A 25,648-nucleotide genomic window follows, 5' to 3' on the forward strand; every position below is an offset into this window, starting at 1 on the left:
GCCAGGCGGGCCAGCAGCACGGGGCGCTGTGGCGCATGACGGCGGTGCGCCTCCCGCCCACCGGGCGGGCCGGGATACCATCGTTCAACGCGCGCAGGGGGGCAGCGCGGCATGGGTGGTCTGCGCCCTCATGGCACCGTTGCGCAACGCGTGGTTCTCTCCGGTGGCAGAAAGCTATGGGTTTGACCATTTCGCGTACCGGTGGCGGGGTTCGGGGTCAGAGTGTCATGGACATTTCATGCCATGCCATTCCTCCATGGTCCGAGGCCGACGGTCTCAGATAGCCATAGCCAAGTTTCTCATAAAGCGGCACATGATGCTCTTTGCACATCAGATAGATCGTCGCTTTGCCCATCCGTCGCATCCGGCCGACGAACTCGTCCATCAGTGCCCGTGAACGGCCTTTGCCTTGTTCTGCGGGGTCCACCACGACAGACATGATGACGACATTCGGTGCGTCCGGGTCGTGGCCGATAAGTTCCTTGAAATCCTCGTCGGACATCTCGACCTCATGCGCACAGCCGCAATTGATAAAGCCGACAACCCTTCCATTCACTTCGAGGACAAGAAAGCCATCCGGGTAGGTCTCTATCCGTTTGGAGATTTTGGCGTGGGTCGCGGCCTCGTCACCTTCATAGGCGGAGGTCTCGATCTCGAAGCAGCGATCCGCATCGGAAGGCTGGGCATTCCTAAAGACAATCATACCGGTCTTCTCTTGTCGCGCATTTGTCGGGGACAGGATAGCGAGCGACAGATGGACTGTCGTGCGCGAAAATGCGCGCGTTTGCTGCGGGGCAATACCCCTGCCGGCAAATGCCCGTGGCGCGGCACAAAGCGCGGCTTTGTGCGATGTGCCGTGCGAAAGCAGGTGCCGATCACGATCCCTTCGGAAAATTTTGCAGTATTATGCGCGTCATCGGATGGCTGAAACATCCAATTCTTGGCGTGGTTCCGATATTTGCGAACAAATTCGCTCTTGAACTTCCGTTCTCGAATTGCATCACTGGTCTGGCGTCGGAAATAATGCGCGCTGGGGGGAGAATTTGCAGAGCATCGGGGAAGCCTTGGGTCTTGCCGTGGCGCTCGTCCTGTCGGGCGATGCGGATCTGCTGGAAATCGTCGCTCTTTCCTTGCGCGTCAGCCTGACTGCGACGGCGCTGGCCTGCCTTGTCGGCTTTCCCATCGGCGCTTTGGTTGCGATCGGCCGGTTTCGCGGCCGGACGGCGGTTCTGATCCTGATGAACGCGCTGATGGGGCTGCCGCCGGTGGTGGTGGGGCTTTTGGTCTATCTGCACCTCTCGCGCTCGGGGCCGCTGGGCTTTCTGGGGCTGCTCTACACGCCGACGGCGATGATCGTCGCCCAGACCATTCTGATCGCGCCTATAGTCGCGGCGCTGTCGCGGCAGGTGATCGAGGACCTGCACGCCGAATATGCCGAGCAGTTCCGGTCATTGTGCCTGTCGCGGTGGCAGATTGTGCGGGCGCTTTTGTGGGACGCGCGGTATTCGCTGCTGACGGTGGGCCTTGCGGGCTTTGGCCGCGCGGTGGCAGAGGTGGGCGCGGTCATCATCGTTGGGGGCAATATCGACCACCTGACGCGGGTCATGACCACCGCCATCGCGCTGGAGACATCGAAGGGCGATCTGGCGTTGGCGCTGGCGCTTGGCATTGTGCTTTTAGTGATCGCGCTTGGCGTAAATGCGGCCGTGCAGACCGTGCGCATGACCGCCGCGAGGCAGGCCTATGTCTGAGCTATCGGCGATCATGCCCATGCCCGAGGGGGCCTGTGAAACGACCGGCGCGATCCTGCCGCTTCGGGTGCGCGAGCTTGGGTTGCGGTTCGGCGCGGCGACTGTGCTCGAGGGCGTGTCTCTCGACCTCGGCCCCACCGGCTGCACCATGATCCTGGGCCCGAACGGATCGGGCAAGAGCCTGCTGCTGAAGCTTTTGCACGGGTTGATGGAACCGACCTCGGGCCGGATCGACTGGGGCGGTCACGCGCCCGCGCAGGTGACCGCGCGGCAGGCGCTGGTGTTCCAGAAACCGGTGTTGCTGCGCCGCTCGGTCGCCGCGAATATCGACTTTGTGCTCAGGGCGCGGGGCAAGGACGGGGCGCGGCGCGACGCGCTGCTCGACCATGTTGGCCTTGCCCACAAGGCCGGACAGCCCGCCCGCCGTCTGTCGGGCGGCGAGGCCCAGCGGCTGGCGCTGGCCCGGGCGCTCGCCACCGATCCCGAGGTGCTGTTTCTGGACGAGCCCACCGCCAGCCTCGATCCGGCCTCGGTTCTGGCGTTCGAGAGGATCGTTACCGAGGCGCGCGCCCGTGGCGTCCGGATCGTCTTTGTGACCCATGACATCGGTCAGGCCCGGCGTATGGCCGACGACGTGGTGTTCCTGCACCGCGGGCGCGTCGCCGAACACAGCCGCGCCGCCGATTTCTTCCCCGCCCCCCAAAACGCGGCGGCGCGGGATTACCTGAACGGCAGGATTGTCGTTTGACACGGCAAGGAATGGAGCCTCCGACATGCCCGCAAAGAAACTGACCGCCACCGCCTTGGCCCTTGCGATCGCAGGCGCCGCCGGGGCGCAGGACCAGTCGATCATCGTGCAGTCGACCACCTCGACGGCGAACTCGGGTCTTTACGACCACCTGTTGCCGATCTTCCGTAAAAAGACCGGGATCCGGGTCGATGTCGTGGCGGTGGGCACGGGCCAGGCCATCAGGAACGCCCGGAATTGCGATGGCGACGTGCTGCTTGTCCATGCCAAACCGGCGGAAGAGAAATTCGTCGCCGATGGCTTTGGCACCGCGCGCACCGACCTGATGTACAACGATTTCGTCATCGTCGGCCCCGCCGCCGACCCCGCGGGCGTGGGCGGCATGAATGACGTGCAGGGCGCCTTGGCCAGGATCGCAGGCTCGGGCGCCTTGTTCGCATCGCGCGGCGACGATTCGGGGACCCACAAGAAGGAAATGGCGCTCTGGGCCGATGCGGGCGTCGATCCGGTGGCTGCCTCGGGTACGTGGTACCGCGAGACGGGCTCGGGCATGGGGGCCACGCTCAACGCCGGGATCGGCATGGGCGCCTATGTCATGACCGACCGCGCCACCTGGATCAGTTTTGGCAACAAGCAGGATTACCGGATCGCGGTCGAGGGTGACGAGGATATGTTCAACCAATACGGCGTGATCCCGGTGAACCCGGAAAAATGCCCCAGCGTCAAGGCCGATGCCGCGCAGCGCTTTGCCGACTGGCTGGTCTCGGACGACGGGCAGGCGGCCATCGCGGCCTACAGCGTCGCCGGCCAGCAACTTTTCTTCCCCAACGCGCCGGAGAATTGATAGGTGTGCCGGGGCGGCCGCCGTCCCGAGAGATCGCCAGGAACGCCATGACAGACCTCGCCTTTCCCGATCACGAATACCTGACGGTCAAGGAGCTGGCCGCGCTTTTGCGGCTGAAAGAGCGCAAGATCTACGATCTCGCGTCCTCGGGCGCGGTGCCCTGTTCGAAGGCGACCGGAAAGCTGCTGTTCCCCGCCGCCGAGATCCGGGCGTGGATCGAAGAGGCGACATCGGGCGGGCTGCCGGAGGTGCCCGCGCCCGCCGCCCGTCCGCCCATCGTGCTGGGCAGCCACGATCCGTTGCTGGATTGGGCGATCCGGCAATCCCGCTGCGGGCTGGCGACCTTTTACGACGGATCGCTCGACGGGCTCGACCGCTTTGTGCGGGGCGAAGGGATCGCGGCGGGGCTGCATATTCACGACGCCGTAACTGGCAGCTGGAACGTTCCGGCGGTGTCGCGCGCCGCCGCAGGGCAGAACGCCGTCCTGATCGCCTTTGCGACCAGACGGCGGGGGCTGGTGTTTCGGCCCGGGGCGAACGCGCCCTCGGGGCTTGCGGATCTGGCCGGTCGGCGCATCGTCCCCCGGCAGCCCGAATCCGGAACCGACACCCTGTTTCGGGAACTGGCGCGGACGCACGGTCTGGACGTGGCGCAGCTCGACTTCGCCGAGGTCGCGCGGACCGAGGACGAGGCGGTCGAGGCGGTGCGGCGCGGCGAGGCGGACGCGGCCTTCGGGCTCGAGGCCGTCGCGCGCAGCTACGGTCTGGACTACCTGCCGATCGTCGAAGAGCAATTCGCGATCCTCGTCGATCGAAAGGCCTGGTTCGAGGCCCCGTTCCAGAAACTCGCGGCTTTCTGCGCAAGCGCGCCATTCGCAAGCCGCGCCAAGGCTTACGGCGGCTATGACACCGGCGATTTCGGCGCGGTGATCTGGAACGCGTGACGGCGGCCCCGTCACGGGACAATTCCCGTCGTTTCATTGGGTGGACCTTCGGGCCCATGCCCTTGGTCGAGCGTTCCTTGCGGCGGGCTGTCCCGCAGGCTTGCCATCTCGCATGACGCGGCCACCTCGTGTATGACCTGCCGTCAAAGGGCAGGGCCCACCGCGGACCCAGGGCCGGGCGATCTGAATATGGTATGACTTTCCGATGCTGAAGAGTGCAACGAACCCAAATGTCGTCACGGCCGCGCGTCTCTCGGTCGCGCCTATGATGGACTGGACCGACCGGCATTGCCGCTATCTGCACCGGCTGATCAGCCGGCAGGCGCTGCTCTATACCGAAATGGTCACCTCGAGCGCGCTGGTGCGGGGCGGGGCGGTGCATCTGCTGGAGTTCAACACAGAAGAGCACCCGGTTGCGCTGCAACTTGGCGGGTCGGATCCGGCCGAGCTGGCGCAGGCCGCCAGGATGGGGCAGGGCGCGGGCTATGACGAGATCAACCTCAACGTCGGTTGCCCCTCGGACCGGGTGCAATCGGGGGCCTTCGGCGCGGTGCTGATGAAATCGCCCGATCTGGTGGCCACCTGCTTTGCCGCGATGCAAGAGGCGGTGGACGTGCCGGTGACCATCAAGTGCCGGATTGGCGTCGACGATCAGGACCCCGAACACGTCTTGCCCGATTTCCTGCGCCGTCTGTCGGAGGCAGGATGCCGCAGGGTGATCGTGCACGCGCGCAAGGCCTGGCTCGAAGGGCTGAGCCCCAAGGAGAACCGCGACATCCCGCCGCTCGATTACGAGCTGGTGCGGCGGATGAAGGCCGAGTTCCCCGCGCTGCATCTTTCGATCAACGGCGGGATCGCGTCGCTGGACGCGGTCTGCGGCTTTCTGGACGAGGGGCTGGACGGCGTCATGGTCGGCCGCGCCGCCTATCATCAACCTTGGGACATTCTGGGCGAAGCGGACGCCCGGGTCTGGGACGCCCCCGCGCCGTACCAAAGCCCCGAGGATGTGGCCCGCGCCATGCTGCCCAATATCGAACGGCACCTGACGGACGGCGGGCGGCTGCACCAGGTCACGCGCCACATGCTGGGGCTTTTCGCCGGGCGTCCTGGGGCGCGGCACTGGCGGCGCGCCTTGTCCGAGGCGGCGCATCTGCCGCAATCCGGGCCCGAGGTGGTCGAGGCGGCGCTGGCGCAGATGCACGCGGTGGCGCAGGCGGCCGAGTAGGGGTTGCGATGCGCGGGCGCGCGGTCTATCGCCCGACCGGATACCGAAAAGAGAGGGCCACATGCCCGATATCGCGACGCTTTTGCCCCTGATCGCCCTCTTGGCGGTTGCGGGGGCCTTTGCCGGCCTATTGGCCGGGATGCTTGGCGTGGGGGGCGGGATCGTCCACGTGCCGGCCTTCTTCTACGTCTTCGAGCGGCTGGGTTATGACGGGTCGTGGCTGATGCAGGTCTGCCTGGCGACCTCGCTGGCGGCGATCATCATCACGTCGCTGCGGTCGGTCGCGGCGCATCACAAACGCGGGGCGGTCGACTGGACGATCCTGCGCGGCTGGGCTCCGGGAATCGCTTTGGGCGCTTTGGTCGGGGTGGCGGTGGCCTCGGCGCTGCGGTCCGAGACGTTGCAGATGCTCTTTGGCGGGATCGCGGTGCTGGTCGGGCTTTATCTGGCCTTCGGGCGCGAGCATTGGCGGCTGGGCGCGGCGATGCCCACAGGCCTGCGCCGCGCCACGTTGTCGCCCGCGGTGGGGTTCTTGTCGGTTCTCATGGGGATCGGCGGCGGCAGCTTTGGTGTGCCGCTGATGACGCTTTTCGCGGTGCCGATTCACCGGGCGGTGGCGACGGCGGCGGGGTTCGGCGTGCTGATCGCGGTGCCGTCGGTCGCGGCCTTCCTGCTGGTCGATACCGGTGGCGCAAGCGTGCCGCCCGGCACCGTTGGGGCGGTCAACCTGCCGGCCTTTGCGGTGTCGGTCACGATGACGCTGGTGACCGCGCCGCTGGGCGCGCGGCTGGCCCACGCCATGGCCCCGCTGGTCTTGCGGCGGGCCTTCGCGGTCTTCATCCTGATCGTCGCGCTGAACATGCTGCGCAAGGTGTTCCTGGAATGACGTCGCTGGGGGAGCGCGGCTGGGCTGTGATCCCCTTCGACCCAAGGACCGCCATCTGGGCCGAGGCGGCGCGGGGCCTCGGCGCCCAACTGTCGCAGGACCCGGACCTGCAAGCCAAATGGCTGCAATGTCAGGGCACCTGGTTCGTCGGTGTCGACGTGCTGCCCAACGACCCGTCCGGCGCCATCGGGGCGGTGCCTTTGGCCGGGACCCTGCGCGACGCTCTGGGCGATCTGCCCGCGCTGCATCCCGCGCAGCTTTCCATCGTCTATCCCGGCTATCCGCGCCCGCGCAAAGGCGAAAGCGACGCCGCCTTCCGCTATCGGCAGAGGCGCGATGCGGCGCATGTGGACGGGCTCTTGCGAGATGATCAGGGCCACCGCCACCTGGCCGAACCGCATGCCTTCATCCTGGGCCTGCCGCTTAACGCTTGCAGCGCGGGGGCGAGCCCGCTGGTGGTCTGGGACCAAAGCCACGAGGTGATGCGCGCGGCCTTTCGCGCGGCCTTTGCCGCCCATCCGCAGCAGGACTGGCCCACGCTGGACGTGGCCGAGGTCTATCAGGCGGCGCGGCGGCGGGTGTTCGAGACCTGCGCGCGGATCGAGATCGCGGCCCAGCCCGGAGAGGCGATCCTGCTGCACCGCATGACGCTGCACGGGATGGCGCCCTGGGCCGAGGGCGCGAAGGCCCCGGCCGAGGGGCGCATGATCGCCTATTTCCGACCCATCCTGCCGGGTGGCATCGCGGAATGGCTAAAGCTGCCCTGAGCGTCAGTCGCCGCGCGCCAACCGGGCCGCGCGCCCGCCGCGCCGTTTGGTCAGAAGCCCCGCACGGTCCGGCAATTCGGCCATCACCGCGCGGCGGTCCTCGGGCGACATCTTGGACCAGCGGGTGATCTCGTCGATGCTGCGCAGGCAACCGGTGCAAAGCCGCGTTTCGGGATGGACCACGCAGATCTTGACGCAGGGGCTCTCGATCTCGTCGCGCTTCCAGATGTCGTCCTTCATGCCGTCCCTCATGCCGACCGGTCCATATGCCGAATCCGGTCCAGCACACCCTGGAGGATATAGGACGCGGCGACGTGGTCGATGACCTCGGCGCGACGTTTTCGTGTCGTATCCGCCTCGAGCAGCGCGCGTTCGGCCGCCACGGTGGACAGACGCTCGTCCCAAAAGCCGATCGGCCCGTCCCAGAGCTGCGCGAAGTTGCGCGCGAAGGCGCGGGTGGACTGGCAGCGCGGGCCTTCCGATCCATCCATGTTGCGCGGCAGACCCAGAACAACGCCCGCGATGTTGCGCGCCTTGAAAATCTCCAGAAGCCGCGCAGCGTCCACACCGAATTTCTTGCGGCGCACGGTCTCCAGCGGGGTCGCCACGGTCAGAAACCCGTCCGACACCGCAACGCCGATGGTCTTGTCGCCCAGATCGAGCCCGGCCAGCGCGCCGGGCCGGGGCAGGGCGGCGGCGAAATCGGCGATGTCGTCGTGGATCTTGGCTATCATGCGCGGATCATTCCGTGACCCCGGCCACACCGGCCTGCGCAGCACCCTGGCGCACGATGGCAAGCGCCTCTTGGTTGCCGGCAAAGACCTCTTGCGCATTGAGCCATATGGCGGCGGCGCGGTCCGTCTGGCCCAGCACGCCATAAGCGCCAATAAGCCGCGACCAATCCTCGGGCGGGCCGCCCTCGGTCGCCAGCCGGTCCGACAGACGCGCGACCATGCCCGAAATCATCTCTTGCCGTTCCTCGGCGGTCATGTCGCCCGCGGCCTCGATATCGGCGGCGCTGGGGCCGCGCCCGCCGATCGTGGGGATCCGGTAGTCGGACACCCCGGCGCGAAAGGCCATCTCCTCGATCTGCGCCTGCACCGGCGGCACCCAGGAATCGTCGGGCCCGCTCTCGCGCAGCAGACGGTCCCACATCCGAAAGGCCACATCGGGCCGCCCGGTCTGGGCCATCATCAATCCGGCGTAATAGCGCGCCACGCCGTTTTGCGGATCCATCTGCAAGGCGGCCTCGAGCGCATCTTGCGCCTCGGGCGACACATAACCGCCCGCCGCCAGCACCATCATGTCGGCCAGATCGACGTAATCCTCGGCGCTCGCCGCACCGCCCTTGATCTCGACGATCCGTTCCTGCGCCTTGCGCGCGGCGACGAAATCGCCAAGGGCCGCCTCTGACCGCGCCAGCAGCACATGGCCCTGCAGATCATCCGGCCGCTCGGCCACCGCGCCGCGCAGGCGCTGCACCAGATCGCGGTATTCCTCGGGCGCATCGACCGGGGCGGTGGGGGGGATCTGCGCCTCGGCAGCCTCTTGCGAGGGCCGGTTCTCGCGCGCGTCCTGCGCCGCCGCGATCCGGTCGGCCAGCGCCAGGTCGCCATAGCCCGGCGCGCCCAGCCGCGCATAAAGCCCATAGCCGCCGCCGATCAGCACCGCACCGATCAGTCCCGCCATCGCCAGCTTCAATGCGCGCGGCTGGCCGTCAGCGTCGCCTGCGTCCTGCGCAAGGACATCAGCGGCCAGAATGCGCCGCGACACCTCGGTGCGCAGCCGCTCGGCCTCGTCCCCGGCGATCACCCCGCGCGCGGCATCCCGGTCGATCTCCTCCAACTGGTCGCGATAGACCTGCAGATCGAAGGCCTGCGCCGGCCCGGTGTCGCGCCGCCCGCGCAGCAACGCCAGCACCAGCAGCGCCGCAACCGCCAGCGCCAGCGCACCGGTGATGATCCAGAAGGGTGTCATGGTGTCTCCTGCCCCGTATTCCGCCCCTGATGTATAGCTCCGCGCCGCCGGAAAAAACCCCAATGCGCACCATGTCGCAACTGCGCCAATTTGTGACGGTTGTGATCGTGGCGGAATGCGTTCACCAGTACAGATAGGCATTAACCACCCAATCCGGATTCGACGCCCATGAAACGCTATTCCGTCTTTGCCGTCGCACGCGAGGCCGCCCGGTATCACACCGGGTGGGAACGCGCCTGGCGCAAGGCCGAACCCAAGAAGCGCTACGACGCAATCATCGTCGGCGCGGGCGGGCACGGCCTGGCCACCGCCTATTACCTCGGCAAGCGCTTCGGCATCCGCAACGTGGCGGTGCTGGAAAAGGGCTGGCTGGGCGGCGGCAACACCGGGCGCAACACCACGATCATCCGCTCGAACTATCTGCAGGATCCGTCGGCGGCGATCTACGAAAAATCCCGCGCGCTCTACGAGACGCTCAGCCAGGACCTGAATTACAACGTCATGTTCAGCCCCCGCGGCGTGATGATGCTGGCCCAGACCCAGCACGAGGTGCGCGGCTACCAGCGCACCGCCCATGCCAACGCGCTGCAAGGGGTCAAGACCGAATTCATCGGCCCCAAGCGCGTGAAAGAGCTCTGCCCGATCATGAACATCGACGGGCCGCGCTATCCGGTGCTGGGCGCGCTCTGGCAGGACCGTGGCGGCACCGCGCGGCATGACGCCGTGGCCTGGGGCTATGCACGCGCCTGCTCGGACATGGGCATGGACATCATCCAGAAATGCGAGGTCACCGCGATCCGCCGCGAGGGCGGCAAGGTCACCGGCGTGACGACCACGATGGGCGATATCGACTGCGACAAGCTGGGCATCGTCGTCGCGGGCCATTCCGGCGTTCTGGCCGAGATGGCGGGCTTCCGCCTGCCGCTGGAATCGGTGGCCTTGCAGGCGCTGGTCTCAGAGCCGATCAAGCCCTGCATGGACGTGGTCGTGATGGCCAACACCGTGCACGGCTACATGAGCCAGTCCGACAAGGGCGAGATGGTGCTCGGCGGCGGCACCGACGGCTACAACAACTACACCCAGCGCGGCTCGTTCCACCATATCGAGGAAACGGTCAGGGCCCTGGTCGAAACCTTCCCGATGATCTCGCGGCTCAAGATGCTGCGGCAATGGGGCGGCATCGTCGACGTCACCGGCGACCGCTCGCCGATCCTGTCGAAAACCCCGCTCGAGGGCTGCTTCATCAACTGCGGCTGGGGCACCGGCGGCTTCAAGGCGATCCCGGGGTCGGGCTATGGCTTCGCCGAGCTGATGGCCAAGGGCCACTCACCGCTGACCGAGGAATTCTCCATGTGGCGCTTCCGCGAAGGCAAGTTCATCGACGAGTCGGTCGCGGCGGGGGTGGCGCATTGATGACGCAAAGTCGAAAAAATCTGTCGTTGGTAATGTACAAAAGCCTGTCGAGAATAGCTTTGACAGCGTGGCTGTTCGGAAGCCTCTACTGCCTGACTTATCGAGACTTCGACTTGTTTTCTGCTTTCGGGGCGGTTGGCACTCTCGGAGGCGCGCTTTTACTCAGCGAGGCGGGCTTTGTTCTAGACTTTGGATTTATTGAGGAACCTCCTTACAAAGAACAATTCCTTGTGTTGGTCCAATCCAAAGAATTTTGGGCCATGCTGATTACCGCGACCGCGACTGTCCAGTGGGGCTTTGCGAGTTTTATTCCGAGCGAAGGATGCCTTACATGCTGATCCTTGAATGCCCCTATTGCGGCGTCCACGCCGAGGAAACCGAGCTTCACGCCGGCGGCGAGGCGCATCTGACCCGCCACGGCCCCGGCTCGGACGACGATGCGTTCGAGGGCTACCTCTTCATGCGCGAAAACCCTCGCGGCGTGCATTTCGAACGATGGCGGCACGTCAACGGCTGCGGCAAGTGGTTTCACGCCGCCCGCTGCACCGCCTCGCTAGAGGTCTTCGGCACCTACATCGCCCAGACCACCGAACCGCCCGCCGACCTCATGGCGAAAATCACCGAAAAGCGCCCGGGCTGGACCTGGAGAGATCTGAAATGATCCTTCTTCTTGGCAAAAATACTCCCGCAGGAGGCTCCGTCGCCTCCGCTATCGCAAAGGCCTGACACATGAGCACGCGTCTTGCCACAGGCGGCCGTCTGACCGACCGCAGCCAGCAGATCAAGTTTACCTTCAACGGCAAATGGCTGCGGGGCCTGAAGGGCGACACGCTCGCCTCGGCGCTCTTGGCCAACGACCAGATGCTGGTGGGCCGCAGCTTCAAATATCACCGTCCGCGCGGCATCGTGGCCTCGGGCGCCGAAGAGCCCAACGCGCTGGTGAACCTCGGTAAGGGCGCGCGGTTCGAACCGAACCAGCGCGCCACCACGACCGAGCTTTTCGACGGGCTCGCGGCCGCGTCGCAGAACCACTGGCCCAGCCTCGAATACGACGTGGGCGCGGTCAACAACGCGCTGTCGCGCTTCCTGCCTGCGGGCTTTTACTACAAGATGTTCATGCATCCGCGCCCGCTCTGGAAGCACGTCTACGAGCCTTTCATCCGCCAGTCCGCCGGTCTGGGCAAGGCGCCCGACGCAGAAACCCGGGACGCCGATCGCTACGAGCATTTCTACGCTTTCGTCGATCTGCTGATCGTCGGCGGCGGCGTCGCGGGGCTGCAGGCCGCGCTCACGGCGGGGGCCGCCGGAGCGAAGGTCCTGCTGATCGAGCAGGACGCCCATTGGGGCGGCCGCGCGCCGGTCGACGGCGGCGAAATCGACGGCGTGACGCCCGAAGACTGGGTCAAGAAGGCGCTGGAAGCCCTTGAGAAGATGGGTAATGTCCGGCTTCGCACCCGCACGATGGGGGCGGGTGTCTATGACCACGGCTACGTTCTGGGATACGAACGCCTGACCGACCATGCCCCCGATCAGGGCGGCCCCCGGCACCGGCTCTGGCGCATCCGCGCACGGCAGATAATCACCGCAACGGGGGCCATCGAACGCCCGCTCAGCTTTGCCGGCAACGACATTCCCGGCGTCATGCTGGCCAGCGCCGTGCGCGACTACGTGGTGAATTACGGCGTCTCCCCGGGCGACCGCACCGTGGTCGTGACCAACAACGACGACGCCTACCGCACCGCCCTGACACTGAAGAAAGCCGGTCTCGAGGTGCCCGCTATCATCGATGCCCGCACCAGCGGCGGCGGCGCGCTGATGGAAGAGGCAAAGGCGCTCGGCATCCGGGTCGAGACGGGTCGCGGCATCGCCAACGTCCGCGGGCTCAAACGCGTGATCAGCGTGCAGATCTGCGCACAGGCCGGCGAAGGCGCGGTGCTGGACGAGATCCATTGCGACGCGGTCGCCATGTCCGGCGGCTGGTCGCCGGTGGTGCACCTCTGGTCCCATTGCGGCGGCAAGCTGACCTGGGACGCGCAGAACGCCTTCTTCCGCCCGGACGCCAGCCGCGCGCCCACCGGTCACGACGGCGCGCCTTTCGTCGCGGCAGCAGGCAGCGCCAACGGTCACATGCACCTCAACACCAGCCTGCAAGACGCTAATACCATTGCGAAATCCACGCTGGCCGCTCTGGGCCTCGCGCCGAAGACGGAAGCTGCGCCGCAGGCGGCAGCGCCGGATGAGGCGCCGCTCGAGCCGGTCTGGCTGATGCCCCAGGGCGCGGCGCGCAAACTGCGCGCCAAGGCCTGGCTCGACTATCAGAACGACGTCAAGGTGACCGACGTGCAGCTCGCCGCGCAAGAGGGGTTCGAAAGCGTCGAACACACCAAGCGCTATACCACGCTGGGCATGGCCACGGATCAGGGGAAGCTGAGTAATATCAACGGCCTCGCCACGCTTTCTCATGCATTGGGCGAAGACATTCCCCAGGTCGGCACCACCACCTTCCGCCCGCCCTACACGCCCATTTCCATGGGCGCCATCGCGGGCGAGGCGCGGGGCGACATCTTCCAGCCCATCCGCAAGACCCCGATGCACGACTGGCACGCGGCAAACGGCGCCGATTGGGAGCCGGTGGGCCACTGGCGCCGGCCCTATTGCTTCCAGCGCGATGGCGAATCCATCGAAGGCGCGGTTCACCGCGAGGTCCGCGCGACCCGCGATAGCCTCGGGCTCCTGGACGCCTCGACGCTGGGAAAGATCCTGGTGAAGGGCCCGGACGCGGCAAAGTTCCTCGACATGCTCTACACCAACATGATGAGCAGCCTGAAACCGGGCAAATGCCGCTATGGGCTGATGTGCAGCGAAAACGGCTTTCTGACCGACGATGGCGTGGTGGCGCGGATCGACGACGAAACGTTCCTTTGCCACACCACCACCGGCGGCGCTGACCGCATCCATGCCCATATGGAGGAATGGCTGCAGACCGAATGGTGGGACTGGAAGGTCTACACCGCCAACCTGACCGAGCAATTCGCGCAGATCGCCGTGGTCGGCCCCAACGCCCGCAAGCTTCTGGAAAAGCTGGGCGGCATGGACGTGTCGGCCGAGGCGCTGCCCTTCATGGGCTGGGCGGACGGTACGCTGGGCGGGTTCCCTTGCCGGGTCTACCGGATCTCGTTCTCGGGCGAGCTCAGCTATGAAATCGCCGTGCCCGCCAACACCGGCCGTGCCTTCTGGGACCGGCTGCTGGCCGACGGGGCCGAGTGGGGCGCGACCCCCTACGGCACCGAGGCGCTGCATATCATGCGGGCCGAGAAGGGCTTTATCATGATCGGCGACGAGACCGACGGCACGATCATTCCGCAGGATCTGGGCCTTGACTGGGCGATCTCGAAGAAGAAAGAGGATTACCTGGGCAAACGCGCGCAGCAGCGCAGCCACATGACCGATCCCGCCCGCTGGAAGTTGGTGGGGCTCGAGACGACCGATGGTTCGGTCCTGCCCGACGGCGCTTATGCGGTGGCCGAAGGCCACAACGCCAACGGCCAGCTCAACACCCAAGGCCGCGTCACCTCGACCTATTTCTCGCCGACCCTGGGCAAGGGCATCGCCATGGGGCTGGTGCTGAACGGCCCCGACCGCATGGGCGAGGTGATCGAGTTCGCCAGGACCGACGGCGGGCGCGTCAAGGCCAAGATCGTCAGCCCCGTCTTTTTCGACCCCAACGGAGACAAGCAAAATGTCTGAGGCGACAAGCGTTCTGAACAAGGCGCGTTTCGACGGGCTGGTCACGGTCGAAGAGGCGGGCCTGCAAGGCATGATCACCCTGCGCGGCGATCTGTCGTCGTCCGCGCTTGCCGGGGCGGTCAAGGCCGCCACGGGCTGCGCGCTGCCCGACCGGCGGCGCATCGTGCACGGGGCCGAAGGCGCTGTCGGCTGGATGTCGCCGGACGAGCTGCTGTTGCTCTGCCCTTACGGCGAGGCGGCCGCAAAGGCGGCGGCGCTGGCGGACGCACTCTCGGGCGAGCACGCGCTGGCGGTCAACGTTTCGGACGCGCGGGCGTTCTTCCGCCTTTCGGGCGGCGCGGTGCGCGAGGTCATCGCCAAGCTTGCGCCGGTCGACATGGCGCCGGGCGTCTTCGCGGTGGGTGAGCTGCGCCGCTCGCGGCTGGCGCAGGTGGCCGGGGCCTTCTGGCTGACCGACGAGACGACCGCCCAGCTGGTCTGCTTCCGCTCGGTGGCGGGATATGTGAACGATCTGCTCTGCACCGCCGCCGATCCCAAGGCCCGCGTCGGCTTTTTCTAGGTCCCGCATCCGGGCCCCGCATCCAGGACCTGCATCGCCGGTTCCTGTTGCGGAATTCGCCGCGCCGCCGCATCTTGGGCGTCGATCACGCCCGGGAGGTAGCAGTGCGGCATATCATCTGTCTTCTGATCGCACTCGCGGCCGCTGGCGACGCCCGCGCGGCGACGATCTATGAATGTCTGCTGACCCCCAGCGCCGAAAACCGCTGGCTGGCGGATTTCGTATTCATCGGCCACGACGCGGCGGCGGATCGGGTGGTGGTGTCGGATATCCTCATCCTGTCGTTCAACGACCGCGCCCCTGTCGAGGGGCGCATCGTGACCGACAACGCCCGGCGCATCACATTCGCATGGGAGCTTTTCGTGCGTGGGGCGGGGGGGCAATCGGCCCGGATGAGCTATCGTCTGACCTATCAGCGCGGCGATGGCAGCGCCATGGCGACCGCCCGCCCGCTGGGGTACGACAGGCTCTTTCAGGCCGCTGGCCAGTGCGAGGTGAAACAGCGGAATTGACCCGCCCCGCACCGACCAAGCCTTGACGCGGGGCCGCCGAACGCTCAGTTAGTGCCCAGACACTCATTTCACAACGAGGGGGCCTGACATGGCATTCGAACTTCCCGATCTTCCCTACGCACACGACGCGCTTGCCTCCAAGGGCATGTCGAAGGAAACGCTGGAGTATCACCACGACATCCACCACAAGGCCTATGCCGACAACGGCGCCAAGCTGGTCGCGGGCACCGAGTGGGAGGGCAAGCCGCTCGAAGAGATCGTCAAGGGCACCTACCAGGCCGGCGCCGTGGCGCAGTCGGGCATCTTCAACAACGCCTCGCAGCTGTGGAACCACAACCAGTTCTGGGAAATGATGGGCCCCGACGCCAGCACCATGCCGGGCGAGCTGGAAAGCCGTCTTGTCGACGCCTTCGGCAGCGTCGAGAAGTTCAAGGAAGACTTCTCGGCCGCGGGCGCCGGGCAGTTCGGCTCGGGCTGGGCCTGGCTGGTGGTCGACACCGACGGCACGCTGAAGGTGACCAAGACCGAAAACGGCGTGAACCCGCTGTGCTTCAACCAGACCGCGCTCTTGGGCTGCGACGTGTGGGAGCATTCCTACTACATCGACTTCCGCAACAAGCGGCCGGCCTACCTGGCCAACTTCCTGGACAACCTGGTGAACTGGGAAAACGTGGCCGAGCGTCTTTCCAACGCCTGATCCTGATCAATGCACGATGGGGCGCCCCGGATGATGCTGTCATCCGGGGCGCTTTGCGTTTGCGGGTCGGATTCGGCGGCGCGTGCGGTTCCCCAAGAGCGTCAATCGGGCCGCCGGGTGCCTATGCATCCGGGGCCCGTTGGCGGGAACGACACGCAGGAGGGAAAAGGATGACGACGCTCACCCAAGGCACATGGGTTCTGGTGGCCGATGGCGAAAAGGCGCTGTTTCTGCGCAACGATCTGGATGCCGAAACCCCCGATCTCAACGTGGTGCGGCTGCAATCGCAGGACAATCCGTCAAATCGCGACCAATCCACCGGGCCTCAGGGCCGCCGGGCGGATGGCGGATCAGGGCAAAGATCGGCAATGGAAGAGACCGACTGGCATCAGCTTGCCAAGGAACGGTTCGCCCACGATCTGGCCGAAGTCCTGTACCGGCAGGTGCACAAGGGGGCCTTTGACCGGCTGGTCGTGGTCGCGCCGCCGCATGTGCTGGGCGATCTGCGCGACGCGATGCACAAGGAGGTGGCCGACCGCATTGTCGCCGAGCTTCCCAAGACCCTCACCAACCATCCCATCGACAAGATCGAGGCGCTCTTGCGCGCGGAACTGGGCTGAGCGGGGGCGCGCCGCTTGCATGGGGCGGCGCAGCTGTCTAAGTGCGGAGCATCAGCCGTCGGGACCCATCCATGCAGCATCCATATACCGGCCTTCTGGCCCTGATCGGGGCCTGCACGATCTGGGGGCTGTCGCCGGTCTTTTACAAGCTCCTGGTGCATGTCCCGCCGTCCGAGCTTTTGGCGCATCGGACCGTCTGGTCGCTGGTGATCTTCACCGCGCTTCTGGCGCTGCAGGGCCGGCTGGGCGCGCTGCGGGCGGCGCTGTCGCGGGCGACGGTCGGGCGCATCCTGACGGCGGCGCTGCTGGTGTCGTGCAACTGGTTCCTGTTCATCTACGCCATCCAGATCGACCGCACGACCGAGGCCAGCCTGGGCTATTACATCTTTCCGCTGGTATCGGTGATGCTGGGCGTGCTGGTGCTGGGCGAGCGGCTGTCGCGGCCGCAGATCCTCGCGGTGGGGCTGGCGGCGCTGGCGGTGCTGATCCTGTCGGTGGGGCTGGGCGCGCCGCCCTGGATTTCGCTGATCCTGGCCACGACCTTCGGGCTTTACGGGCTGATCAAGAAGCGGCTGCCGGTGGGGCCGGTGGTGTCGGTGACCGCCGAGGTGACGATGCTCAGCCCGATCGCGCTGGCCTGGCTGGTCTGGCTGCATCATGCCGGGGGGGCGGGGGGTGTCTTTGGCGCGGGCGACCCGGCCACCTCGGCGCTGCTGATCCTGTCGGGGCTGCTGACCGCGCTGCCGCTGATCCTTTTCTCATACGCCTCGCAGCGGGCGTCGATGGCGACCGTCGGGCTGGTGCAATACCTCAATCCGACGCTGCAATTCTTCTGCGCGGTCGTTCTTTTCGGCGAGCCGTTCGGGCTGCTGCACGCCGTCACCTTCGGGTTGATCTGGACGGCGCTGGCGATCTATTCCGCCGCGCATCTGGGTCATGACAGGGCGCGGCGCAGGGCGGCCAAGGCGTCTTCGACGCTGCCCACCGAGGTGACGAAGCCCAAAAGCGAAGCATCGGCAAAGCCCTGATCCACCACATGCTGCAACAGCGTCTCGAGCGGGTCCCAATAGCCGTTCACGTTCAAGAGCAGAATGGGCTTTTCGTGCAGCCCCAGCTGCCGCCAGGTGAGCACCTCGAAGAACTCGTCCAGCGACCCGGCCCCGCCGGGCAGCACGACCACCGCATCGGCATTCATCAGCATGACCTTTTTGCGCTCGTGCATGGTCTCGGTCACGATAAAGCGCGTCAGATCGGTCTTGCCCACCTCCCAGTCCAGCAGATGCTTGGGGATGACGCCGAAAGTGTCGGCCCCGGCGGCCTGCGCGGCGCGCGCGGTCTCGCCCATCAGACCCACGTCGCCCGCGCCGTAGACCAGCCGCCAGCGCTCGGACGCAAGCCCCGCGCCAAGCGCGTGTGCAGCTTCGGCATAGGCCGGATCCGCGCCGAGGCGCGATCCGCAATAGACGCAGATGGATTTTTGGGACATGGGCGCGGCCTTGTTGGGGAAATGGCGTTTTGACCGGTGATAACGCGCTTGCTATACACGCTCAACCGCGCATCGGGGGATCGGCACAGATCGTGCCGGCGGCGTGCGGATAGCAAGGAATGAGAATGAAAAAAGTTGCGTTCGGTGCCGGCTGGGGCGGCCTTGGACTGGCGGCGGTCGCGATCGGCGGCCTGATCGCCGTGCTCTACGCAACCGGGGTCCTCGGGCCTCGCACGGCCGTGGCGCCCGAAACGGCTGTGTCGACCCCCGCGCCCGAACCGGCGGCCCCCGAAAGCGCCGCCCCCGAGAGCGCCACCGACACCGCCGCCGCGCCGCAGGCCGCGCCGGCCGCGGATGAACCAACCGCCCCGCAGCCCCCGCGATTCGACACCGTGCGGGTCGAAGCCGACGGGCTGACGCTGATCGCGGGGCAGGGCGTGGCGCGCTCCAGCATCGCGCTGCTGGTCAACGGGCAAGAGGCGTCGCGGATCGACACCGACGGCACGGGCCGCTTCGCCGCCTTCCTCGACCTGCCGCCCAGCGATGCGCCGCGCACCCTGACCATGGTCATGGACCCCGAAGGCGAGGCCGTCGCCTCTGAGGAAGAGGTCATCATAGCACCCACCCCGGTGGCCGTGGCCGCCGCACCCTCTGGCACCGGGGCCGGTGACGATGCGCAGGCTGCCGACGCCGGGGCGTCTGCCCCTGCCGCTGGCGAACCCGCGGATACGGCGGCCCCCGTCGGGGACGCCACCCAAGAGGACGCGCCGGATACCGCTATCGCCGAAACCGAGGTTGAGGGAACCCCGGCCCCCGGCGCGCCAGCGCCGCGCGTCGCGGAAACCGGCGGGCAGGGCGGTTCCGCGCTAGAGGAAGAGGCGATTGCCGCGCTCGAGCCTCCCGCCCCGGAGACGCCGGGAGCGGGCACCGACACGGTCACGGCGTCTGCGTCCAGCTCGGAGACGACCGCAGCGCCCGCCCCGACGGCCAGCAACGAAACGACCGCCGCACCTGAACCTTCGGCCAGTACCGAAACAGCCGCCGCACCGCCGGCCGGCCCGGGCACGACCGCCGCGCCCTCCGCGACGACCGGCTCGGAAACGGCGCAGGCACCCGCTCCGGCGGAAGGCACGGAAACTGCCCCGGCGGCGGGTACGGAAGCGGCGCAGGCACCCGCTCCGGCGACCTCAACGGAAACCGCCGCCGACGATGCCGCCGACACTCCGGCAACCGCGGCGCCCGAGGTTGCGCAAAACGCTCCGGTGCCGAGCCCGTCAGAGACCGTCGCCGCCGCGCCTTCGGCCCCGGCGACCGCCTCCGATCCCGGCCCCGCGCCCGCGCCGACGGTGATCGTGTCGCGCCCGGGCGGCGTCGATGTCCTGCAAGCGCCGCAGGGGCCCGGCGGCCAGCCTGTCGCGCAAAGCCAGCTGAACATCGGGGCGATCACCTATGACGCGGATGGCGAGGTGGCGCTCTCAGGTCGCGGCGGCGGTACGGATTTCGTCCGCGTCTACCTCGACAACCGCCCCGTCGCCACCGTCCGGATCGGGCGCGACGGGACATGGCGCACCGAATTGCCCGAGGTCGATACCGGCACCTACACGCTGAGGGTCGACCAGGTCGACGCCAGCGGGACGGTGGTCGCCCGCGCGGAAAGCCCGTTCCTGCGCGAATCGCCCGAGGCGCTGGCCGAGGCGGCGGGTGCCGTCGCCGGGCCTCTGACCGCCGTGACGGTGCAGCCGGGCAATACGCTCTGGGCCATCGCCCGCGACCGCTACGGCGAGGGGATCGCGTATGTGCGCGTCTTCGAGGCCAACCGCGACTCGATCCGCGACCCCGATCTGATCTATCCCGGCCAGATCTTCACTCTACCCGACGAGTGACCGGCCACCTCTCCCGCGCCACACCGTCCCGGGCGCGCCCCGGGACTTCGCGGTCAGACAAGGCGCGCGGCGCGGGGGCAAATACCGGCGGGGGCTGGCCAATCGGGGCGGCCCGTCTTACATGACGCATCCCAAGCCGAGGACCGCCGCCCATGCCCGCTGACGCCGCAACCGCCAACGCCACCGCCGCCGAGATCGCCGCCGCCGAGCGCCGCTCGGGCGCGCGCACGATCCGCCGGGTGGTGCCCTATCTTTGGCCCGACGACAAACCCTGGGTGCGCAACCGTGTGGTGATCGCGCTGGCGATGCTGGTTCTGGCCAAGGTCATCGCCGTGGCCACACCGCTGCTTTACAAGGCGGCGGTCGACACGCTGGGGGGCGACGCCTCGGACCTGCTGCTGGGGGCGGTGGGGCTGACCGTCGCCTACGGCGTGGCGCGGCTGATGACGGTGGGCTTCCAGCAATTGCGCGACGCGGTCTTCGCCAAGGTGGGCCAGCGGGCCCTGCGGACCCTCGCGCTTGAGACCTTTACCCATATCCACCGCCTGTCGATGCGTTATCACATCACCCGCAAGACCGGCGGGCTGAGCCGCATCATCGAGCGGGGCGTCAAGGGCGTGGATTTCCTGCTGCGCTTCATGCTGTTCAGCGTGGGGCCGCTGATCCTCGAACTGACGCTGGTCGCGGCGGTGCTCTTTTTCCTCTTCGATGTCTGGTATCTGGCCGTCGTCGTCATCACCATCGCGCTTTACGTCTGGTTCACCTTCAAGGTCACCGAATGGCGCGTGAAGCTGCGGCGCGAGATGAACGACCAGGACACCGACGCCAATCAAAAGGCGATCGACAGCCTGCTGAACTTTGAAACCGTCAAGTATTTCGGCGCCGAGACGCGCGAGGCCGACCGCTACGACGCCGCCATGCGCAACTATGAAAGTGCGGCGATCAAGACCGCCACGTCGCTGGCGTTTCTGAACTTCGGCCAGTCCTTGCTGATCACCGGCGGGCTTGTCATCGTGATGATCCTGGCCGCGCTCGGCGTGCAGAACGGCGACCTGACGGTGGGCGATTTCGTAATGGTCAACGCCTACATGATCCAGATCACCATGCCGCTGAACTTCCTCGGCACCGTCTACCGCGAGATCCGGCAGGCGCTGGTGGACATGGGCGAGATGTTCGACCTCTTGGAACAGCCGCGCGAGGTGGCCGACAAGCCCGGCGCGCCTGACCTCGCGGTCAACGGCGGGGTGGTCCGGTTTGACAACGTGGCCTTCGGCTATGACCCGGCCCGGCCCATCCTGAAGGGCGTCAGCCTGAACGTGGGCGCGGGCGAGAACGTGGCGCTGGTGGGCCCCTCGGGGTCCGGCAAGTCGACCATCGGGCGGCTGCTTTTCCGGTTCTACGACGTGCAGGGCGGCGCGCTGAGCATCGACGGGCAGGATGTGCGCGATGTCACCCAGGACAGCCTGCACGACGCCATTGGCGTGGTGCCGCAGGACACGGTGCTTTTCAACGACACGATCCGCTACAACATCGCCTATGGCCGCGCCGGCGCCAGTGAGGAGGAAATCGTCGCCGCCGCGCGCGCTGCCCAGATCCACGACTTCATCGCGGCGCTGCCCGAGGGCTACGACACCGCCGTGGGTGAGCGGGGACTGAAGCTTTCGGGTGGGGAGAAACAGCGCGTGGGCATCGCGCGCACGCTGCTCAAGGACCCGCCGATCCTGCTGCTGGACGAGGCGACGAGCGCGCTCGACACCGAGACAGAGGCCTCGATCCAGACCGCGCTGAAACGCGCGGGCGAGGGGCGCACGGTGATCACCATCGCGCACCGGCTTTCGACCATCGCCGATGCCGACCGCATCGTCGTGCTGGAAAACGGCGAGGTGGTCGAGGAGGGCACGCATGACGATCTGCTGGCCCGGCGCGGGCGTTATGCCGCGCTCTGGCAGCGCCAGCAGGCCGAGGACGTCGCCGCCTGAGCTATGCCGCCAAGCAGCCCGCGGGCTGGCGCATCATCGCGGCCAGAAGCCGCGCCGACGGATTGTCGAGTATCTTTCGCGCCGGCGTCATGTCGGCGTCGGCAAACACCGCGGGCGCACCGGCGGAGGGCTCTTGGGTCCAGGGGGCGGTGCGGTCCGAGACGAGCATAGTCTCGCTGCTCAGGTCCTCGGCCCAGATCACCTCGTGCCGGCGGGTGGCGATGTGAAAGTAGTCGACCCCCAGCCGCGGCTGGATCTGATCCACGCCGTCGAGGGATTCGAGCGTGTGGCAGGCCACCAGCACCTCGGACGCACCAAAGGTGCGGGCGATGGCGCTGCCCGACAGGCGACAGGATCAGATCGCGGCAGGGCACGCCCGGGCGAATGGCGTCCGCCCGGATGCGGTAGGGCCGCAGGTTCGGCGCGGCGGCCAGTTGGGGGCCGGTGATGTGGCGCTGTCCCACCCACATGACACGCTGCGCGCCGTGATCCAGCGTCATCACCCGCGCGCCGGGCTTCAACTGCTCGACCGCGCGCCAGCCGCGCGGCGTCAGGATCCGCGTCCCGCGCGCGAAACAGGCCACGCCGGTCTGGGAAAAGCTGGTGTAGGGCGTGGAATTCTGCGTGGTGACGCTGGTCACCGTATAGGTGGTGTTCAGATCCGGGGCGGGTTCTTCGAAGATGTAATAATAGGAATCCGAGGCCGCGACATAGACGCGGTACATCACGTAGGTGTTGGTGCCGTCGTCCAGAACGATCCGCTCGCGCGGCTGCACCTGGCCGCTGGTCTCGACCGCGCCGGTCTCGTCGTAGACGGTGACCTGCTGATCGAGATCCTCGTCGTCGAGCGTGCTGAGCCCGTCCTCGAGGAAGGCGTCGTCATCGGTGAAGACCAGCTGGTGATCGGCGGGCGAGGTGAAGGTGATCGTCCCGCCCTCGGTCGGCGTGCCGCCGTCACCGAAGAGCTGATTGTCATCGTATCCAAGGAAACTGTAGGTCGGCATCGTCCGGGGGTTCCATCTCGCGGGTCCAATGAATGTCAGCGAATGCGGCGGAAATCGTGGCAATCGGGCGGCGATTTCTGGTTAATTTTCCCTTAAGGCGTGTACTGGCCGGGAGTGGCGCGGCCCAGGCTCGCGTCAAATTGGGAAATTGGTAAGTAAAACGACCGTCTCCTGTTGCCTATCGGAAACGCCTTTTCTAGATAGTGGACCATTGCATACAAACGGCGAGGGGAACGACATGGCCAACCGCGTAGAGCGTCACGGACTGCAGATCGACCGGATCCTGTTCGACTTCATCGAAAGCCGCGCGCTGCCCGGCACGGGCGTGGACGCGGATGTTTTCTGGAAAGGCCTGTCGGACCTTGCCCATGATTTCGGTCCGCGCAACCGCGCGCTGCTCGAGACGCGCGAAACGATCCAGCGCCAGATCGACGAATGGCACATCAAGCGCCGCAACCAGCCGCACGACCACGAGGCCTACAAGGCCTTCCTGACCGAGATCGGCTATCTGCTGCCCGAGGGCGACGATTTCGAGATCGACACCGCCAACACCGACCCCGAGATCGCCTCGGTCCCCGGCCCGCAGCTGGTGGTGCCGATCACCAACGCGCGCTATGCGCTGAACGCCGCCAACGCGCGGTGGGGCAGCCTTTACGACGGGTTCTACGGCACCGACGCCATGGGCGGCCCGGCGCCCAAGGGCGGATACGACAAGGGCCGCGGGTCGCGGGTGGTGGCGCGCGCGCGGGTGTTCCTCGACGAGGCCTTTCCGATCGACGGCACCAGCCACGCGGACGCCGAACGCTATCACATCCGCAAGGGCGCGCTGCTGGTCGATGACATGCCGCTGGCCGATCCGTCGAAATTCATCGGCTACCGGGGTCACCCGATGGCGCCCGAGGCGATCCTGCTGCGCAACAACGGGCTGCATGTGGAGCTGGTCTTCGACCGCACCCATCCCATCGGCAGCCGCGATCAATGCGGGCTGGCGGATGTGCGTCTGGAATCGGCGATCTCGGCGATCATGGATTGCGAGGACAGCGTCGCCTGCGTCGACGCCGAGGACAAGGCGCAGGCCTATGGCAACTGGCTGGGCCTGATGCAGGGCAATCTGACCGAGACCTTCGAGAAGGGCGGCAAGACGCTGACCCGCGCGCTCAACCCCGACCTGACCTATGCCGCGCCGGGTGGCGGCGAGGTGACGGTGAAGGGCCGCGCGCTGATGCTGGTGCGCAATGTGGGCCACCTGATGACCAACCCCGCGATCCTCACCCGCGACGGCGAGGAGATCTATGAAGGGCTGATGGACGCCATGGTGACCACCCTGATCGCCATGCACGATCTGCAAAAGACCGAAGGCGCGCGCAATTCCCATTGCGGGTCGGTCTATGTGGTCAAGCCCAAGATGCACGGCCCCGAAGAGGTGACGTTCGCCGACGAGACCTTTACCTTTGTGGAAAAGGTGCTGGGCCTGCCGCAATACACCGTCAAGCTGGGCATCATGGACGAAGAGCGCCGCACATCGGTGAACCTCAAGCAATGCATCCGTGCCGCCCGTCACCGGGTGGCGTTCATCAACACCGGGTTCCTCGACCGTACCGGCGACGAGATCCACACCTCGATGGAGGCCGGGCCCTTCAGCCGCAAGGATTTCATCAAGCGCAAGGCGTGGATCGGCGGCTATGAGAACCGCAATGTCGATATCGGTCTTGAATGCGGGCTGTCGGGCAAGGCGCAGATCGGCAAGGGCATGTGGGCCATGCCCGACATGATGGCGGCGATGCTGGAGCAGAAGATCGAGCATCCCAAGGCGGGCGCGAATTGCGCCTGGGTGCCGTCGCCCACGGCGGCCACGCTGCACGCGCTGCATTACCACAAGGTCGATGTCTTCGCCGTGCAGGACAAGCTGCGCAAGGGCGGACGGCGCGCGCATGTGGACACGATCCTCGACATTCCGCTGGCCGCCTTCCGCAAGTGGAGCCGCGAGCAGATCATGCGCGAGGTGGAGAACAACGCGCAGGGCATCCTGGGCTATGTGGTGCGTTGGATCGACCAGGGGGTCGGCTGTTCCAAGGTGCCCGATATCAACGATGTCGGCCTGATGGAGGACCGCGCGACCTGCCGCATCTCGGCGCAGCATATCGCCAACTGGCTGCACCACGGCGTGGTTAGCCGCGAGGACGTGACCGAGATCATGCGCCGTATGGCCGAGGTGGTGGATGGCCAGAACGCCGGCGATCCGGCCTATCGCCCCATGGCGCCCGGCTTTGACGGTATCGCCTATCAGGCGGCCTGCGAGCTGGTCTTCGAGGGACGCACCCAGCCCTCGGGCTATACCGAGCCGGTGCTGCACCGCCGCCGGCTGCAGCTGAAAGCGGCCTGAGCTGCCTTCGCCGCGCTGAAGCGCGGCGATCCGGGGGGGGGGGGGGGGGGGGGGGGGGGGGGGGGGGGGGGGGGGTGGGTTGGTGGGGGGGGGGGGGGGGGGGGGGGGGGGGCCCGGGGCGCGGCGCGGGGGGGGCGGGGGGGGGGGGGGGGGGGGGGGGCGGCCCCCCCCCCCCCCCCCCCCCCCCCCCCCCCCCGGGCGGGGGGGGGGGGGGGGGGGGGCC

The 25,648-nt window shown here is 67.1% G+C and carries 25 protein-coding genes and 1 pseudogene; 19 read left to right on the plus strand and 7 right to left on the minus strand.

Features of this window, described 5'->3' with window-relative positions; genetic code table 11:
- Positions 1–217: 217 nt before the first annotated feature.
- A complete protein-coding gene (locus RXV88_RS14870; protein WP_316294244.1) occupies positions 218–703 on the minus strand; it encodes a GNAT family N-acetyltransferase in 486 nt (161 codons plus the stop codon).
- 340 nt (positions 704–1,043) lie between these two features.
- On the opposite strand from RXV88_RS14870, the gene RXV88_RS14875 reads away from it, so the two are divergent.
- The 7 genes from RXV88_RS14875 to RXV88_RS14905 all read left to right on the plus strand — a co-directional run bounded on the left by RXV88_RS14875 (position 1,044) and on the right by RXV88_RS14905 (position 7,165).
- Positions 1,044–1,751, plus strand: coding sequence for an ABC transporter permease (locus RXV88_RS14875; RefSeq protein WP_316294246.1), 708 nt, complete (start codon positions 1,044–1,046; stop codon positions 1,749–1,751).
- Positions 1,744–2,499, plus strand: a complete 756-nt coding sequence (locus RXV88_RS14880; protein ID WP_316294249.1) for an ATP-binding cassette domain-containing protein — start codon at positions 1,744–1,746, stop codon at positions 2,497–2,499. The genes RXV88_RS14875 and RXV88_RS14880 overlap by 8 nt, the downstream gene beginning before the upstream one ends.
- A 25-nt stretch (positions 2,500–2,524) precedes the next feature.
- Positions 2,525–3,343, plus strand: coding sequence for a substrate-binding domain-containing protein (locus RXV88_RS14885; protein WP_316294251.1), 819 nt, complete (start codon positions 2,525–2,527; stop codon positions 3,341–3,343).
- A gap of 47 nt (positions 3,344–3,390) precedes the next feature.
- Positions 3,391–4,287 carry a helix-turn-helix transcriptional regulator gene (locus tag RXV88_RS14890; RefSeq protein WP_316294254.1) on the plus strand — a complete coding sequence of 299 codons (897 nt, stop codon included), beginning with the start codon at positions 3,391–3,393 and terminating at the stop codon, positions 4,285–4,287.
- Positions 4,288–4,552: 265 nt separating this feature from the next.
- Complete coding sequence (gene dusA, locus RXV88_RS14895; protein ID WP_410468829.1) at positions 4,553–5,512, plus strand: tRNA dihydrouridine(20/20a) synthase DusA; 960 nt, start codon at positions 4,553–4,555, stop codon at positions 5,510–5,512.
- A gap of 61 nt (positions 5,513–5,573) precedes the next feature.
- A complete protein-coding gene (locus tag RXV88_RS14900; protein WP_316294258.1) occupies positions 5,574–6,398 on the plus strand; it encodes a sulfite exporter TauE/SafE family protein in 825 nt (274 codons plus the stop codon).
- On the plus strand, positions 6,395–7,165 hold the full coding sequence (locus RXV88_RS14905; RefSeq protein ID WP_316294261.1) for a hypothetical protein: 771 nt from the start codon (positions 6,395–6,397) through the stop codon (positions 7,163–7,165). The genes RXV88_RS14900 and RXV88_RS14905 overlap by 4 nt, the downstream gene beginning before the upstream one ends.
- 3 nt (positions 7,166–7,168) lie before the next feature.
- Here the strand turns inward: RXV88_RS14905 and RXV88_RS14910 are convergent, their stop codons facing one another.
- From RXV88_RS14910 to ccmI, 3 genes are read right to left on the minus strand one after another with little or no spacing between them, the layout of a single operon-like run.
- Entirely contained in the window at positions 7,169–7,405 is a 237-nt protein-coding gene (locus RXV88_RS14910; protein ID WP_316294263.1) for a DUF1289 domain-containing protein, read from the minus strand.
- Positions 7,406–7,413: 8 nt separating this feature from the next.
- Positions 7,414–7,899 carry a Holliday junction resolvase RuvX gene (gene ruvX / locus RXV88_RS14915; RefSeq protein WP_316294266.1) on the minus strand — a complete coding sequence of 162 codons (486 nt, stop codon included), beginning with the start codon at positions 7,897–7,899 and terminating at the stop codon, positions 7,414–7,416.
- A 7-nt stretch (positions 7,900–7,906) separates the two neighbouring features.
- Entirely contained in the window at positions 7,907–9,142 is a 1,236-nt protein-coding gene (ccmI, locus tag RXV88_RS14920) for a c-type cytochrome biogenesis protein CcmI (protein WP_316294268.1), read from the minus strand.
- A gap of 168 nt (positions 9,143–9,310) precedes the next feature.
- Here ccmI and RXV88_RS14925 point away from each other — a divergent pair, with 168 nt between their 5' ends.
- From RXV88_RS14925 to rarD, 9 genes are all read left to right on the plus strand, one after another.
- A complete protein-coding gene (locus RXV88_RS14925; protein ID WP_316294271.1) occupies positions 9,311–10,555 on the plus strand; it encodes a sarcosine oxidase subunit beta family protein in 1,245 nt (414 codons plus the stop codon).
- A 32-nt stretch (positions 10,556–10,587) separates the two neighbouring features.
- Positions 10,588–10,893 carry a hypothetical protein gene (locus RXV88_RS14930; RefSeq protein WP_316294274.1) on the plus strand — a complete coding sequence of 102 codons (306 nt, stop codon included), beginning with the start codon at positions 10,588–10,590 and terminating at the stop codon, positions 10,891–10,893.
- Positions 10,887–11,216 (plus strand): sarcosine oxidase subunit delta, encoded by a 330-nt coding sequence (locus RXV88_RS14935; protein ID WP_316294277.1) that lies wholly within the window; start codon positions 10,887–10,889, stop codon positions 11,214–11,216. The genes RXV88_RS14930 and RXV88_RS14935 overlap by 7 nt, the downstream gene beginning before the upstream one ends.
- A gap of 68 nt (positions 11,217–11,284) precedes the next feature.
- Entirely contained in the window at positions 11,285–14,302 is a 3,018-nt protein-coding gene (locus RXV88_RS14940) for a sarcosine oxidase subunit alpha family protein (RefSeq protein ID WP_316294280.1), read from the plus strand.
- Complete coding sequence (locus RXV88_RS14945; RefSeq protein WP_316294282.1) at positions 14,295–14,861, plus strand: sarcosine oxidase subunit gamma; 567 nt, start codon at positions 14,295–14,297, stop codon at positions 14,859–14,861. Before RXV88_RS14940 ends, RXV88_RS14945 begins: the two co-directional genes overlap by 8 nt.
- A 104-nt stretch (positions 14,862–14,965) precedes the next feature.
- On the plus strand, positions 14,966–15,373 hold the full coding sequence (locus tag RXV88_RS14950) for a hypothetical protein (RefSeq protein ID WP_316294284.1): 408 nt from the start codon (positions 14,966–14,968) through the stop codon (positions 15,371–15,373).
- A gap of 88 nt (positions 15,374–15,461) precedes the next feature.
- Entirely contained in the window at positions 15,462–16,070 is a 609-nt protein-coding gene (locus tag RXV88_RS14955; protein WP_316294287.1) for a superoxide dismutase, read from the plus strand.
- A 170-nt stretch (positions 16,071–16,240) separates the two neighbouring features.
- The gene (locus RXV88_RS14960; RefSeq protein WP_316294289.1) at positions 16,241–16,690 is read left to right on the plus strand and encodes a host attachment family protein; all 450 of its coding nucleotides are present in this window, start codon (positions 16,241–16,243) and stop codon (positions 16,688–16,690) included.
- Positions 16,691–16,761: 71 nt separating this feature from the next.
- Positions 16,762–17,718 carry an EamA family transporter RarD gene (gene rarD, locus RXV88_RS14965; RefSeq protein WP_316294291.1) on the plus strand — a complete coding sequence of 319 codons (957 nt, stop codon included), beginning with the start codon at positions 16,762–16,764 and terminating at the stop codon, positions 17,716–17,718.
- Here rarD and RXV88_RS14970 read toward each other — a convergent pair.
- Complete coding sequence (locus tag RXV88_RS14970) at positions 17,625–18,176, minus strand: TIGR00730 family Rossman fold protein (protein ID WP_316294293.1); 552 nt, start codon at positions 18,174–18,176, stop codon at positions 17,625–17,627. The genes rarD and RXV88_RS14970 overlap by 94 nt on opposite strands.
- Before the next feature lie 125 nt (positions 18,177–18,301).
- Between RXV88_RS14970 and RXV88_RS14975 the strand changes: the two genes are divergently transcribed.
- Together RXV88_RS14975 and RXV88_RS14980 are read left to right on the plus strand one after the other, a co-directional pair.
- A complete protein-coding gene (locus RXV88_RS14975; RefSeq protein WP_316294295.1) occupies positions 18,302–20,059 on the plus strand; it encodes a LysM peptidoglycan-binding domain-containing protein in 1,758 nt (585 codons plus the stop codon).
- A 152-nt stretch (positions 20,060–20,211) separates the two neighbouring features.
- The gene (locus RXV88_RS14980) at positions 20,212–22,038 is read left to right on the plus strand and encodes an ABC transporter ATP-binding protein/permease (RefSeq protein WP_316294297.1); all 1,827 of its coding nucleotides are present in this window, start codon (positions 20,212–20,214) and stop codon (positions 22,036–22,038) included.
- Between the two features lies 1 nt (position 22,039).
- On the opposite strand, the gene RXV88_RS23715 is transcribed toward RXV88_RS14980, so the two are convergent.
- Positions 22,040–22,342: a Hint domain-containing protein gene (locus RXV88_RS23715; protein ID WP_410468830.1), complete on the minus strand. Its 303-nt coding sequence runs from the start codon at positions 22,340–22,342 to the stop codon at positions 22,040–22,042.
- Positions 22,343–22,394: 52 nt separating this feature from the next.
- A pseudogene (locus RXV88_RS23720) lies at positions 22,395–23,042 on the minus strand (Hint domain-containing protein); the annotation flags it as partial.
- A gap of 238 nt (positions 23,043–23,280) precedes the next feature.
- Between RXV88_RS23720 and RXV88_RS14990 the strand changes: the two are divergent.
- Positions 23,281–25,425 (plus strand): malate synthase G, encoded by a 2,145-nt coding sequence (locus tag RXV88_RS14990; RefSeq protein ID WP_316294301.1) that lies wholly within the window; start codon positions 23,281–23,283, stop codon positions 25,423–25,425.
- Positions 25,426–25,648 lie beyond the last annotated feature (223 nt).

Origin of the sequence: Aestuariicoccus sp. MJ-SS9, from assembly GCF_032586235.1 — a bacterium.
Classification (GTDB): domain Bacteria; phylum Pseudomonadota; class Alphaproteobacteria; order Rhodobacterales; family Rhodobacteraceae; genus Aestuariicoccus.

What these genes read in the sequence shown, in the direction of transcription:
- RXV88_RS14870 (WP_316294244.1), bottom strand. Translation starts at nt 703, where the DNA reads ATGATTGTCTTTAGGAATGCCCAGCCTTCCGATGCGGATCGCTGCTTC.
- RXV88_RS14880 (WP_316294249.1), top strand. Translation starts at nt 1,744, where the DNA reads ATGTCTGAGCTATCGGCGATCATGCCCATGCCCGAGGGGGCCTGTGAA.
- RXV88_RS14885 (WP_316294251.1), top strand. Translation starts at nt 2,525, where the DNA reads ATGCCCGCAAAGAAACTGACCGCCACCGCCTTGGCCCTTGCGATCGCA.
- RXV88_RS14890 (WP_316294254.1), top strand. Translation starts at nt 3,391, where the DNA reads ATGACAGACCTCGCCTTTCCCGATCACGAATACCTGACGGTCAAGGAG.
- dusA (WP_410468829.1), top strand. Translation starts at nt 4,553, where the DNA reads ATGATGGACTGGACCGACCGGCATTGCCGCTATCTGCACCGGCTGATC.
- RXV88_RS14900 (WP_316294258.1), top strand. Translation starts at nt 5,574, where the DNA reads ATGCCCGATATCGCGACGCTTTTGCCCCTGATCGCCCTCTTGGCGGTT.
- RXV88_RS14905 (WP_316294261.1), top strand. Translation starts at nt 6,395, where the DNA reads ATGACGTCGCTGGGGGAGCGCGGCTGGGCTGTGATCCCCTTCGACCCA.
- RXV88_RS14910 (WP_316294263.1), bottom strand. Translation starts at nt 7,405, where the DNA reads ATGAAGGACGACATCTGGAAGCGCGACGAGATCGAGAGCCCCTGCGTC.
- ruvX (WP_316294266.1), bottom strand. Translation starts at nt 7,899, where the DNA reads ATGATAGCCAAGATCCACGACGACATCGCCGATTTCGCCGCCGCCCTG.
- ccmI (WP_316294268.1), bottom strand. Translation starts at nt 9,142, where the DNA reads ATGACACCCTTCTGGATCATCACCGGTGCGCTGGCGCTGGCGGTTGCG.
- RXV88_RS14925 (WP_316294271.1), top strand. Translation starts at nt 9,311, where the DNA reads ATGAAACGCTATTCCGTCTTTGCCGTCGCACGCGAGGCCGCCCGGTAT.
- RXV88_RS14930 (WP_316294274.1), top strand. Translation starts at nt 10,588, where the DNA reads ATGTACAAAAGCCTGTCGAGAATAGCTTTGACAGCGTGGCTGTTCGGA.
- RXV88_RS14935 (WP_316294277.1), top strand. Translation starts at nt 10,887, where the DNA reads ATGCTGATCCTTGAATGCCCCTATTGCGGCGTCCACGCCGAGGAAACC.
- RXV88_RS14940 (WP_316294280.1), top strand. Translation starts at nt 11,285, where the DNA reads ATGAGCACGCGTCTTGCCACAGGCGGCCGTCTGACCGACCGCAGCCAG.
- RXV88_RS14945 (WP_316294282.1), top strand. Translation starts at nt 14,295, where the DNA reads ATGTCTGAGGCGACAAGCGTTCTGAACAAGGCGCGTTTCGACGGGCTG.
- RXV88_RS14955 (WP_316294287.1), top strand. Translation starts at nt 15,462, where the DNA reads ATGGCATTCGAACTTCCCGATCTTCCCTACGCACACGACGCGCTTGCC.
- RXV88_RS14960 (WP_316294289.1), top strand. Translation starts at nt 16,241, where the DNA reads ATGACGACGCTCACCCAAGGCACATGGGTTCTGGTGGCCGATGGCGAA.
- rarD (WP_316294291.1), top strand. Translation starts at nt 16,762, where the DNA reads ATGCAGCATCCATATACCGGCCTTCTGGCCCTGATCGGGGCCTGCACG.
- RXV88_RS14970 (WP_316294293.1), bottom strand. Translation starts at nt 18,176, where the DNA reads ATGTCCCAAAAATCCATCTGCGTCTATTGCGGATCGCGCCTCGGCGCG.
- RXV88_RS14975 (WP_316294295.1), top strand. Translation starts at nt 18,302, where the DNA reads ATGAAAAAAGTTGCGTTCGGTGCCGGCTGGGGCGGCCTTGGACTGGCG.
- RXV88_RS14980 (WP_316294297.1), top strand. Translation starts at nt 20,212, where the DNA reads ATGCCCGCTGACGCCGCAACCGCCAACGCCACCGCCGCCGAGATCGCC.
- RXV88_RS14990 (WP_316294301.1), top strand. Translation starts at nt 23,281, where the DNA reads ATGGCCAACCGCGTAGAGCGTCACGGACTGCAGATCGACCGGATCCTG.